Annotated in this window: 10 protein-coding genes; 6 read left to right on the forward strand and 4 right to left on the reverse strand. The window is 45.6% G+C overall.

The genetic code is table 11. From position 1 onward, the window contains the following. Positions 1 to 44: 44 nt before the first annotated feature. Both WH95_RS04540 and WH95_RS04545 read right to left on the reverse strand, forming a co-directional pair. Positions 45 to 737, reverse strand: coding sequence for a CoA pyrophosphatase (locus tag WH95_RS04540; RefSeq protein ID WP_082113979.1), 693 nt, complete (start codon positions 735 to 737; stop codon positions 45 to 47). A 38-nt stretch (positions 738 to 775) separates the two neighbouring features. Then, the gene (locus tag WH95_RS04545; protein WP_046503627.1) at positions 776 to 1,303 is read right to left on the reverse strand and encodes a DUF1285 domain-containing protein; all 528 of its coding nucleotides are present in this window, start codon (positions 1,301 to 1,303) and stop codon (positions 776 to 778) included. A gap of 273 nt (positions 1,304 to 1,576) precedes the next feature. On the opposite strand from WH95_RS04545, the gene WH95_RS04550 reads away from it, so the two are divergent. Genes WH95_RS04550 through WH95_RS04565 form a run of 4 tightly spaced genes read left to right on the forward strand, consistent with a single transcriptional unit; the run spans position 1,577 to position 8,416 of the window. Then, a complete protein-coding gene (locus WH95_RS04550) occupies positions 1,577 to 2,590 on the forward strand; it encodes an AAA family ATPase (protein WP_046503629.1) in 1,014 nt (337 codons plus the stop codon). Positions 2,591 to 2,599: 9 nt separating this feature from the next. Further along, positions 2,600 to 3,601 carry a DUF58 domain-containing protein gene (locus WH95_RS04555; RefSeq protein WP_052741800.1) on the forward strand — a complete coding sequence of 334 codons (1,002 nt, stop codon included), beginning with the start codon at positions 2,600 to 2,602 and terminating at the stop codon, positions 3,599 to 3,601. Next, positions 3,594 to 6,353 carry a DUF4159 domain-containing protein gene (locus tag WH95_RS04560; protein WP_046503632.1) on the forward strand — a complete coding sequence of 920 codons (2,760 nt, stop codon included), beginning with the start codon at positions 3,594 to 3,596 and terminating at the stop codon, positions 6,351 to 6,353. Before WH95_RS04555 ends, WH95_RS04560 begins: the two co-directional genes overlap by 8 nt. Continuing rightward, positions 6,350 to 8,416 carry a hypothetical protein gene (locus WH95_RS04565; RefSeq protein WP_046503635.1) on the forward strand — a complete coding sequence of 689 codons (2,067 nt, stop codon included), beginning with the start codon at positions 6,350 to 6,352 and terminating at the stop codon, positions 8,414 to 8,416. The genes WH95_RS04560 and WH95_RS04565 overlap by 4 nt, the downstream gene beginning before the upstream one ends. Here the strand turns inward: WH95_RS04565 and WH95_RS04570 are convergent. Together WH95_RS04570 and WH95_RS04575 are read right to left on the reverse strand one after the other, a co-directional pair. Then, positions 8,413 to 8,949, reverse strand: coding sequence for a GNAT family N-acetyltransferase (locus WH95_RS04570; protein ID WP_046503638.1), 537 nt, complete (start codon positions 8,947 to 8,949; stop codon positions 8,413 to 8,415). The two genes, WH95_RS04565 and WH95_RS04570, sit on opposite strands and share 4 nt — an antisense overlap. A gap of 323 nt (positions 8,950 to 9,272) precedes the next feature. Beyond that, positions 9,273 to 10,181: a LysR family transcriptional regulator gene (locus tag WH95_RS04575; protein WP_046503640.1), complete on the reverse strand. Its 909-nt coding sequence runs from the start codon at positions 10,179 to 10,181 to the stop codon at positions 9,273 to 9,275. Positions 10,182 to 10,306: 125 nt separating this feature from the next. Here WH95_RS04575 and WH95_RS04580 point away from each other — a divergent pair, with 125 nt between their 5' ends. Both WH95_RS04580 and WH95_RS04585 read left to right on the forward strand, forming a co-directional pair. Then, complete coding sequence (locus WH95_RS04580) at positions 10,307 to 11,017, forward strand: pirin family protein (protein ID WP_046503642.1); 711 nt, start codon at positions 10,307 to 10,309, stop codon at positions 11,015 to 11,017. Between the two features lie 28 nt (positions 11,018 to 11,045). After that, on the forward strand, positions 11,046 to 12,020 hold the full coding sequence (locus WH95_RS04585) for a glutathione S-transferase family protein (RefSeq protein ID WP_046503645.1): 975 nt from the start codon (positions 11,046 to 11,048) through the stop codon (positions 12,018 to 12,020). Positions 12,021 to 12,033 lie beyond the last annotated feature (13 nt).

Below are 12,033 nucleotides of genomic sequence, written 5' to 3' on the forward strand. Positions count from 1 at the left end.
AGGATTGGCAGAAGAGTTAGAAGTAACCTGGTCAGCATCTGTTGTTATTCCCCATTACAAATCACCTCATTACAAGTTACATCGTTATCAGAGATATCATTACCTCTATTTAGACTTAAAATTTCGCACAGATTAACGAGCATGCCCGCCGTTGCTCCCCAGATAAAATAATCATTGAAAGGAAAAGCATAATAGTATCGCCGATAGCCTTCAAATTCACGAAAGTGTCGCTGGCGATTGCCCGGCGTTAGAAAGAAATTCAAAGGTACTTCAAAAACTTCGGCAACCTCAAAGCTGTCTGGCTCAACTGGAAAGGGTGGCTTGATAAGCCCCACAACAGGCGTAATCACAAACCCTGTGCGGGTGACATAGGTATCCAGTTCTCCAATAATATCGACATGTTTTCTGGGAAGACCTACCTCTTCTTCCAATTCACGTAAAGCGGTGTCACAGTGATTTTGATCTGTGGGGTCAACACGTCCGCCGGGGAAACTGACTTGTCCAGCATGATCATGAAGGTGATCTGTTCGTTTGGTTAACAGAATCGTGAAGCCATTTTCACGCTCAATCAGCGGCACTACAACAGCCGCGGGGGTTTTATCGCGCTTTGGATCGAAAAAACCCGGGTTCAAATCGTGATCGCCTCGTAAGTTACCCTGGTCAGACGGCACAGCTTTTTGCTGCGCAAAAACCTGTATCAATCTTTGAGATGTCCAGTTCGACCCCACGTTCACCATCGCCCTCTTGTTAAAATTTCAGCCTAATCTCAGTACTTCTATAGCCCCTTACCCAGCACATAAAATACCCCTGAACTCCATACTCCAACGTCCTCTCCCTTTAAGTCGGCCAAATCCACAAGCTGGTAATAAACGTTACGTAATATACGGGCCTCAAGATTATCTCTTACCAATATATAGGGCGATGGCTCATCACTTCCATCTTTATAATCAATTCGAATCGGGTGATCTTTATCCAGATCAAACCATTGATCCATATTGTTACGGAAAGAAAGAACCTGTTCCTCCCCCTGACCAACGCTTTTTAATTCAACAATTGTGAAAGGAACGTCCTCGACACCAATTTGTGCTTTTTCTACAGGTGTGACCAACCAATATTTACCAGCGTCATCCCGCTTGAGAACTGTCGAAAATAATCGCGCCAAGGCTTTACGCTCTATTTCCCGTCCTTCGTGATACCAAACCCCATTACGATCAATCCGCATATCAACATGACTGGTTATAGGCATTTGCCGTACGGCTTCGACTAAATCGCTTTGATTTGGTGTGTCACGATAATCTGTCATTTTTTTATGTCTCTATACACAGGCGATCACTGTTGATTGATAGGATATCACTATGCAAATGCTCGTTTTAAGTTCATTATAACCAAGGTGTTATTCGTCATTCTAAAGAATTGATGTATACTACCATAGGATACATCTGGGCAACGACCCTACGGTATATTGCCAATAACACTAACAGGGAACAAACACTGTTCGCGACAGAGGAAACAAAGGTAAAGACCCCACCCGACAAGAAGCCATAGTTTTAAAAGTTACGTCAAAAGAGGAAGCAAAATGGACACTACGGATAGAAATCCGAGTACAACATTATCCAAAGACCTAACCTTACAGGCAGATCAACTCTACACGCGCCTCGCACAACTCAATCAAAATCTAGGAAAAGTTGTTTTTGGGCAAGAAGATGTCATTGAACAAGTCCTAATTACCTTATTGGCCGGAGGACACGGTCTGCTGGTCGGCGCCCCCGGATTGGCAAAAACGCGATTGGTTGAAAACCTTGGCATTGTATTTGGCCTTCAGGAAAAGCGTATTCAATGTACGCCCGATTTAATGCCATCCGATATTATTGGTGCCGAAGTTCTGGAAGAAGACGAAGATGGACGACGATCTTTCCGCTTCATTCACGGTCCAGTCTTCTCTCAACTGCTCATGGCTGATGAGATCAACCGCGCCAGCCCCAGAACACAGTCAGCTTTGTTACAGGCTATGCAAGAACACACTGTCACAGTAGCTGGGCAAAGCCACAAACTCCCCTCTCCCTTCCATGTACTTGCAACTCAAAACCCTCTTGAACAGGAAGGTACTTATCCCCTTCCAGAAGCACAGCTTGATCGATTTCTTTTGGAAATTTATGTCGGGTATCCAGACCGCGAAGCTGAAAAACAAATGTTGCTTGCGACAACCGGAACCAGTGAACCCGAGGCCGAAAGCATTCTGACATCACAAGAACTATTGGCGGCACAGAGCCTGGTTAGGGAAATCCCGGTTGGCGAAGATGTGCTCGAGGGGATTTTAACACTGGTCCGCAACGGACGCCCGGAAGAAACAGAAGATGACTTTGTAAAACAGTTCGTTGCCTGGGGACCTGGACCTCGTGCCAGCCAAGCATTGATGATGGCAAGTAAAGCACGATGCCTGCTTCAAGGACGATTGAGCCCCTCACTGGATGATGTAATCGCCTTGGCCGCTCCGGTTTTAAGACACAGAATACACTTGGATTTCACTGCTCGAGCCGAAGGCATAACCGTCTCCAAGATTATTAAACGACTTATCGCCCCCCTGAGTTAAAGGGTAAATATGTATAAACGGGCCTCATCAATAGAAGCTTCTGCCGAGAAGCTCACTGCAACACTCCCCCCCCTTCTGGTTGAAGCTGAACGTGTTGCGTCAACGGTCTTTCAAGGGGCGCACGGAAGACGTCATGTGGGACAGGGGGATGAATTCTGGCAGTACAGGCACTATAGCCCCGGGGATTCACCACGAAAAATTGACTGGCGCCGATCCGCAAAATCTGATCCAAATTCGGAAAATTCGGGCATATTTATTCGCCAAAAAGAATGGGAATCAGCCCAGAGTTTATGGCTATGGAACAACAATTCCTCTGGGATGAATTGGGCATCTAGCAAAAACCTTGTAACAAAAACACATCGTGCTTCCGTCCTGAGTCTTGCCCTCGCACAACTTTTAATCCGGGGCGGAGAAAAAGTCGCTCTGGCCGGGACGGGCATCCCCCCGTCGAATTCAAGGAAAAACCTTTTTACAATTGCGCAACAACTGGAAAGTCACAATTCCGATACCAAGGACAAACATCCCGAACATGAATTACCCCAAGGATATCGTTTTTCCCAAAATTCTGCCTTGGTCTGCTTTTCCGATTTTCTTGTCCCCTTGGCCGAACAAAAACAGGTTCTTGCTAGCCTTGCACACAAAAATCTGCGTGTCTGGCTAGTACAAATCCTGGACCCTGCTGAAATGAACTTACCCTACACAGGAAGAGTGAAGTTCCAGCAACCAGCCGGAGATACCGAACTTTTACATTCAGATGTAGAATCAATCCGTGACTTATATATCGACCGTATACGGGCACATAACAAAGATCTTTCCCGCCTCGTCAAAAAATGGGGGTGGCACCACATTCTTCACACAACGGACAAATCACCAGAATCCACACTTCTGACTCTCTATCGAAGTATCTCTGAACGACAGAACACCATTGCGCTTACCGCCGATGAAAACCGAAATGACACAATGGCAAGAGCCAGTATAAACGGCGGAAAATCAGGGGAAGAGTATGCTTGATTTAGGAATCATAGGATTTTTAAATCCATGGCTCTTACTCGGCCTTATGACACTTCCAGTTGTCTGGCTCATTCTGCGCATCACACCACCAGCTCCAAAAAAGATCACATTCCCAGCTTTGCGCCTTCTCTTCGGGCTACAGGGATCAAGTTCCAAACCCCAAAAGACAGCATGGTGGCTAATTCTATTGAGGATTTTGATCTTGTTGCTTTTGATCCTGGCCTTGTCAGAGCCTGTTTATGCGCCAATCAAAAGAGCTGACAATGACTATAACACCCTTGTTTTAGTAGATAACGACTGGGCATCAACCAACAGCTGGCCCCAACAATTGGGAACATTACGTTCGATGCTGGAACAGAACAAAAGCAGCAACAAACAATTTGCCTTTTTGGCTACAGCAAAGAACGAGACGGAGCATTATAATTTTTCTGGGTTCAAAAGCCCGGAAAACCTTTTGGCAGATATAGAGCAACTATCAACCATACAAAGCTGGTCATCCAACCCACAGGACGCCCTGAAAGGCATTGAAAAGCAGCTAGAACCTTATCAACCACTTAAAATTCTGTGGCTCTCAAACGGAATAACTTCGACCTCGCAGGCGGACGAAACCCCGGAATTGGAAATACCTTTTGCCATCTCAGAAATTTATCTACCACCTGATGACAATCTTCCCCTTTGGATAACAGCGGTTAAACCAGAGCAAAACGGGGTAACTGTCACGATAGAACGCGCTTTTGAACAGCTTGAAACAGAAGAACGGATCGCTGCTCTTTCGGATAAAAATGAAATTTTGGCCTCTGAAAAGGTCACCTTTAATTCCGGCACAAAAACAGTTTCAACAACCCTCAAGATGCCCAATGAGCTCTATAACAAAGCAAAAAAAGTAACCGTCGTCGGAAAGAGCACAGCGGCCACAACTTTTTTACTTGATCAGAGCAACTATCGTTTTCCTGTGGGCATACTAACGGCAGCAGGACAGCAAGATAACAAATCTTTGCTTGGCGAACACTATTACCTTCAACGGGCGCTTGGTCTGTTTACCGATGTCAGATACGGATCGATAAAGGAACTGTTGTCACGCGAACTTTCAACAATCATTGTCACCGACAAAGAAACCATCCCTGTCAACGACCAGGAAACGCTTAGTCAATGGATTGACCAAGGAGGTCTTCTCCTGAGGTTTTCCGGCCCAAATCTCGCAGAAAAAAGAGATCAGTTTATCCCCGTACCCCTGCGCAGTGGCTATCGAAACCTCGAAGGAAATTTAACTTGGGAACAGCCCCTCACCTTGGAAGATTTTGACAAAAACAGCCCCTTTTTCGGACTTCCTCAAAACCCGGAAATAACAGTTTCTGGCCAATTACTCGCCCAACCGACACCCGAATTGGACAGCCACACATGGGCACGACTTCAAGATGGCACCCCCCTAATCACAGCAACTAACCAGGGGGATGGCACAATTGTGCTTGTCCACACCTCATCAAATACCCGATGGTCAAACCTTGCTTTATCCGGATCATTTGTTGATATCCTCAGACGTATATTACAGTTTGGACAAGGTGTTGGCGTCACCAACGCGACCGAAAGCAAGCTTCCCATACACGATGTACTGGATGCCTATGGCAATCTAATTCCTGTTGAAAATTCTGCCATTACATTAGACACGGTGCCCAAAAAACCACTTCAAGCACAAAGCATCGGTCCCCAAAATCCCCCAGGTTACTATGGAAAAAACAAACGACAAAAAGCCATAAATCTAGCTGGTAACTTGCCAAATGTTCAAAAGAACTATTTCCGTGCTGATAATCGACACGTTTACGATTCAAAAAGGGAAAGTCCGCTCCAGATACCGTTGTTTTTCATGGCTCTGGTACTTTTTTTACTGGATCAAGCCCTGACCTTATGGCTCAGAGGCTTATTCCCAATTGCTGCGATCGGAAAACCGATTGCGGTTATCGCCCTCCTTCTAATTCCCGTGGCCTTGATACCTTCCCACAGAGCAACAGCCCAGGATATCAACGAACCTCTGGACAAAAAGGGCATAGAGGCGACACTGAATACTTACCTTGCCTACATCATCACCGGGGACAACAAGGTCGATGCTGACAGCCACTCAGGATTGGCAGGCCTTTCCCTTCAATTGCACAGGCGCACAGCAGTAGAAAATGTGAGGGTGACCGGCGTTGATCTGGATCGAGATCAAATCTCTCCATACCCTTTTCTGTATTGGCCGATCACGGCTATTCAGGAACCTTTGACATCCCGGGGCAAGCGTCAACTAAACGAGTACATCAGCAATGGCGGCTTGATCTTATTCGATCTGCGCGAAGCATCCAGCACACTCAATTCTGCTTTGGGATCACAAGGCAATGCACAATACCTGCAAATGCTGACAAATGAGATAAATATCCCTCAGATGGAACCTGTTCCGGCCGGACATGTAATTACACGCTCTTTTTACCTTCTGGAAAGCTTTCCAGGCCGTAATAACAATCGAGATTTTTGGACTGAAAGTACCGATCCTTACAGAAATGACGGTGTTGCAAGAATTTTGATCGGATCAAATGACTGGTCACGCGCCTGGGCGATCAACGGACAAGGAGCCCCGCTCTATGCCATGGTACGAGGGGGCGAACGCCAACGAGAACTGGCCTATCGCTTTGGCATTAATCTGGTAATGTATGCCTTAACTGGAAACTACAAAGAAGATCAGGTTCATATCCCCCATATTCTAGAGAGGCTAGGCCAATGATCTCTAGTTACGGAATAGAGTGGCAGCCTCTTGTTCCTCTATGGATGATCTACACGATCCTCGGCTTTGCGCTGATTTCATTACTTTCTCTGTTTTTTCTCAAAAGTAAGGGCGGGGAACTCAGAGCATTTTTCTTGGTGATCGTTGCTCTGTTTTTATCCAATCCCAACCTTCATAAAGAAATCAGCGAAGCTTTACCGGAACTGGTATTGGCCATTGTCGATAATAGCCCATCGATGAATTATGGCGGGCGAAAAAGTCAAGCTGCCAACGCCCTGACTTCGCTACATGAGCAAGTTAATCAGCGATCAGATCTAATCCTCAAAACCATTCAGATTAACGGAGACGCCGAAAACGGGACAAAGTTATTCGATGACATATACCTGACTGCTGAAGAGAAAGAACGTCTGGCAGGAATTGTCATCATCTCAGATGGGCAAATTCATGACATCCCCAACACATTAGAAGGAACTCAGTTTCCACAAAACATTCCATTTCATCTATTTTTAGCCGGAGACCCCGACAAGGGGGATCGCCGTATTGTTATTGAACAGGCTCCGGCCTTTGGAATTATAGATCAGAAAACGGAACTAACCTTTAGAGTTATTGATGAAAACATCAATGAAACAGACACGCCCGCAACGGTTACATTACGTAAAAATGGTGATGTTATCGCGGAGTTTCAAACCCCGATAAACCAAACGATCACACATGAATTGACACTGGAAAATCGCGGGGAAGCAACTTTTGATATAACCGCAGAAACATTAGGCAACGAAATCACACCGATAAATAATCAGGCTGTTTTCACTGCCAATGGGGTAAGAGACAGATTAAAAGTCCTTTTAATTTCAGGAGAACCACACCCAGGCGAACGCGCTTGGAGAAATATTCTCAAAGAAGATCCCTCTGTTGATCTTATTCATTTCACAATTCTTCGACACCCAAGCAAACAGGACGGCACCCCCATTAGAGAACTGTCCCTCATTGCCTTCCCAATTCACGAATTGTTCGAAGTAAAGCTGGCCGATTTTGACTTGATCATTTTTGATCAGTATCAGCGTCAAGGTTTCCTTCCCAGTCATTATCTGACCAATATTGTCAGATACGTCAAACAAGGGGGCGCTCTTTTAGAGGTCGGCGGCCCTGGCTACGCGACACCTGCATCACTCTATAATACCGCACTTGGAAGTATTCTGCCCGCAGAACCTTTGGGAAAAGTATCCGAACAAGCTTTTCAACCCCTTATAACACAACTTGGATTTCGCCATCCTGTAACGGCTCGCCTTCCCCAGGCAAACCTGTCAAAAGATGAAAAACCCCGGTGGGGACGATGGTTCAGACAGGTTGAAACAGATACACTTGGGGGATCAACCCTCATGACTGGGAACGGACAGTTACCTCTGCTTATACTGGATCATTACGAGGCTGGACGTGTTGCTCAGATGACCAGTGACCACATTTGGTTATGGGGGCGAAACATCGAAGGCGGGGGTCCACAAACAGAACTGATACGTCGCTTGGTTCACTGGCTTATGAAAGAACCCGAGCTGGAAGAAGAAACATTAAGAGCTCAGTTAAAAGATCAACAGCTGACAATCACACGCCAGAGCATGTCAGAAAAGGAAGTCACACTGACGATCACCAGTCCTTCCGGAAAAATAACAGAAACTGTTCTTAGGGCAGATACGCACGGGTATGCCTCAACCAGACTAGAAGCCACAGAACCCGGTCTTTACACAATTAATGATAATATCCATACCGTGGTTGCCCAACAGGCCCTAAGTGGCCCCGAGCATGAAAGAGTACGTGCAGATCCCACGCCGCTTGCTTCAATCATCACAACAAGTAAAGGCGGCACATACCCCCTTAAGGACCTTACCCCCAAGTTACGGCTGGTACGGGGAAAAGGCACTCTAACAGGAAAAGAGTGGGCCGGATTACAGGCACAAAGGGCTGAAAAGTTAATTGGATCAACAAGACACCCTCTGCTTCCTCCATGGGTTTTCTTATCCCTTTTACTCTTTACAGCTTTCGGGGCCTGGTATCGCGAAGGTCGTTAGACTTTTTGTAGGATACGATCCACACAGGTATTTCCGCAAGGCAACAACTGACCTTTGGGGAGACCGTCAAAGGGGATATTCTGGAGTGACAGAACCTGAAATTTATCGGCACCGACTGGAACCGGCATATCAAACCCGCAAGGTTTCGCAAGCTCGAAGCCATAGGGTGCATAATAAGGATGTTCGCCGACAACAAAACACAAACGATACCCCATTTTACGCGCCTCGCTCAGACCGTGCTTAACCAAGGCCTTACCGATACCCTTGCCCTGTAAATCCGGCTGCACAGCCAAAGGTCCTAGCAAGATAGCCGTCTCACCATCAATCAGTACAGGCCAAAAGCGGAGTGTCCCGAGCAGATCACCAGACAGGGGGGATCTGACGGAAAAACTTAAATCTTGAATGGCAGAAACATCAGTCCGGAAAGAATAGGACGGGCGCGATTTGCGCTCAGGTCCAAACGTTAAATCCAACAAAGTGTCGATCTGTGCTTCATCAGCAGCATTCTGGAGAGTAATCGTATAGTCACACATGGTACTTCCTGCATTAGTGCCAGCTCTTCGAGCCTGTACTTTTATTTTTCAAAGACATTATTGCTAACTGCTGTCTTTGGTTCGTGCAGGTTGACCCGATACTCAGGTCGCTGAACAATCCGTCTCGACACACAGACTAACAGCCCAGCGAACAGAAGTTCGAGGGCAGGTGCGTCGTCGTCGGAGATGTTCACAACAGTTGGGCATCTAAATGACCAAACCTTAAAAAAGTAAATACGATTTCTATATCTTCGATATCACGAAATTTTGCCCTGTCAAAGCAAGAAAATATCTCGAGCATCTTTTTACCGCATATGGGCACTTTAAAACGAATGATTAAGGTCCGATCGATTACGATAGTAATCCGTGATGAAATCTATAAAAACTCTGGCTTTGGGCGAAAGGTTACGATTAATAGGATAGACAACATATATCCCGTTTTCGGTATCCACTATCCAATCAGAGAATAGTTTTACAACCCGATTTTCCTTGATCGCATCCCGACAGATGAAATGTGGCATACAGGAAAATCCAATACCTTCTTCAACAGCCGAGAGAATAAAGTCTCCGTTGTTAGCTGATAAATTACTTTTGAGGGATATCGTAACCGTCCCTTGATCACCAATAAGCTTTAAATCAGATATCCGATTAAGATTTGAATAATGTAAAAAATTATACCCCGTGAGTTCTGACGGTATTACTGAACGAGGATCTTTTCCAAAAAACGATGGAGCCGCAACTATACTCATTTCACAATCCGATATTTTTTTGGAAATCAGTCTAGAATCCATCATTCGCCCTATACGAACCCCCACATCAAAACTCTCTTCCACCAGATCAACAATTTGATCGTTAAGAACCAAATCTATTTCTATTTCAGAATAATGCTCTCGAAAAGCAGCCAGCATCGGTGCCATGCATTTGATTCCAAAAGACATCGGGGCATTTATTTTCAACAACCCTCTTGGCGTTTCAGACAAGCGAGAGACAGCATGCTCTGCCTGTTCGGCAACATTCATTACCGCTTGGCACTTTTCAAAGAACAACCGCCCTGCTTCTGTCAAAGAAAGGCGGCGTGTCGTGCGATTTAACAATCGTATTCCCAAACGATCTTCAAGACGGCTGACTTGTTTGGATACAGCAGACTTACTGATCCCCAACACCTTTGCCGCAGCCGTAAAACTCTCGTTTTGAACCACAGTAGCAAAGACAGCCATTTCATTCAGATTCATGTGTGCCCCTCACCAAACATTGTTTCTGTTGAGAAACAATGTTGTTCTTAAAACACCCATTATAAATCGAAACAGATATAACTATCTATAGCTCAATTGTAATTTTAAGCGTACAGGAGATCCTGATGATTGATGTCAGACCTTTTGATAGTTTGGGCAGGTTTCAAAATGAATGGTTAAACGCCCATTATCACTTCAGCTTTGCGAACTATATGAATCCGGATCGAACAGGCATCGGACCTCTGCTGGTTTGGAATGATGATGAAATTCAGCCCGGTGGCGGTTTTCCAATGCATGGGCACCGAAATATGGAAATCATCACCTATGTGCGATACGGCGCGATTTCTCATGAAGACCATCTGTCCAATAAAGGTAAAACACCCGCAGGAGATATACAGGTCATGTCCGCTGGCAAGGGCATCCTTCATAGCGAATACAATCACGAGGCCGAGATTACGGGGCTTTATCAAATCTGGATACAACCGTCAGAAACCTATCTCAAACCTCATTGGGATCAAAAAACCTTTTCCGAGGCTGATTATGCGGGCCGCTTTCTACCTTTGGCGTCTGGTGAAGCAAAACACCCGGATGCACTGCCTATAAACCAAAACGCCACTCTTTATGGGACACATCTGAAAGACAATGAAGAGATAAATCAGCCAATAGAGAAAAACCGATTAGGCTATCTTGTGGTTTCGAAAGGATCGATCCAGCTGAACGGCCAACGAATGGACGAACGGGACGGTGCCATGATTGCCAACGAAGAAAACCTGAACATCAAAGCCCTTGGTAACGCAGAACTTATTTTTGCAGACCTGCCAGATACAGTTCAATAAGCAACAGACAGGAAGAAAAGGACAAACAATGGGAAAACTCGTCGATGGCCAATGGCATGATGTCTGGTATGACACCAAAAGCAGCAACGGCAAATTTCAACGCACAGACGCGCAATTCAGAAATTGGATAACCACAAATGGGTCACAAGGCCCTAATGGAGAAACAGGTTATCCAGCAGAAAGCGGGCGTTATCATCTCTATGTAAACCTTGCATGCCCCTGGGCACACCGTGCTCTGATTTTCAGAGCTCTTAAAGGGTTGGAAGAGGTTATTTCAGTCTCGGTGGTTCACTGGAAAATGAAAGAAAACGGCTGGGAATTCAAACCCGGGGATCTTGGCTCGACCAAAGACCATCTCTATGGGGTTGATTATCTATATCAAATTTACACCAAAGCTGATCCAAACTATACGGGGCGCGTTACCGTTCCCGTTCTGTGGGATAAAAAAGAGCAGACAATTATCTCTAATGAATCATCTGAAATCATCAGAATGCTCAACAGCTCTTTTGATGCCTTTGCAACAAAAACTGTTCCAGATTTTTATCCAGAAGATATGCGAAAAGCCATCGATAGCGTAAATGATTTTGTCTATCACAACATCAATAACGGCGTTTACAAAAGCGGTTTTGCGACAACCCAGACAGCCTATGAAGAGGCTTACCACGCACTTTTCGACGCCATGGACGATTTAGAGAAAAGACTGAGTTCTCAGAAATACCTAGCCGGGGATCGTTTGACAGAGGCTGATTGGCGACTTTTCACCACCCTGTTACGCTTTGACCCCGTCTATTACGGCCATTTTAAATGTAACAAAAAGCGGCTTGTTGACTATCCCAACCTGTGGGCCTTAACACGCGAGCTTTACCAATACGAAGGGGTAGCAGAAACCGTTAATATTCCCCACATAAAAGCCCATTATTACGGCAGTCATGACACAATTAACCCAACGGGTGTCATTCCTGTTGGACCAGATATTGATTTCAACCAGCCCCATAACAGGTAAACAAATCCCGTTG

The sequence above is a fragment of the Kiloniella litopenaei genome (assembly GCF_000982415.1).
Taxonomy (GTDB): domain Bacteria; phylum Pseudomonadota; class Alphaproteobacteria; order Kiloniellales; family Kiloniellaceae; genus Kiloniella; species Kiloniella litopenaei.

Coding starts and splice junctions, on each gene's coding strand:
- WH95_RS04540 (WP_082113979.1), bottom strand. CDS start 737: ATGGTGAACGTGGGGTCGAACTGGACATCTCAAAGATTGATACAGGTT.
- WH95_RS04545 (WP_046503627.1), bottom strand. CDS start 1,303: ATGACAGATTATCGTGACACACCAAATCAAAGCGATTTAGTCGAAGCC.
- WH95_RS04550 (WP_046503629.1), top strand. CDS start 1,577: ATGGACACTACGGATAGAAATCCGAGTACAACATTATCCAAAGACCTA.
- WH95_RS04555 (WP_052741800.1), top strand. CDS start 2,600: ATGTATAAACGGGCCTCATCAATAGAAGCTTCTGCCGAGAAGCTCACT.
- WH95_RS04560 (WP_046503632.1), top strand. CDS start 3,594: ATGCTTGATTTAGGAATCATAGGATTTTTAAATCCATGGCTCTTACTC.
- WH95_RS04565 (WP_046503635.1), top strand. CDS start 6,350: ATGATCTCTAGTTACGGAATAGAGTGGCAGCCTCTTGTTCCTCTATGG.
- WH95_RS04570 (WP_046503638.1), bottom strand. CDS start 8,949: ATGTGTGACTATACGATTACTCTCCAGAATGCTGCTGATGAAGCACAG.
- WH95_RS04575 (WP_046503640.1), bottom strand. CDS start 10,181: ATGAATCTGAATGAAATGGCTGTCTTTGCTACTGTGGTTCAAAACGAG.
- WH95_RS04580 (WP_046503642.1), top strand. CDS start 10,307: ATGATTGATGTCAGACCTTTTGATAGTTTGGGCAGGTTTCAAAATGAA.
- WH95_RS04585 (WP_046503645.1), top strand. CDS start 11,046: ATGGGAAAACTCGTCGATGGCCAATGGCATGATGTCTGGTATGACACC.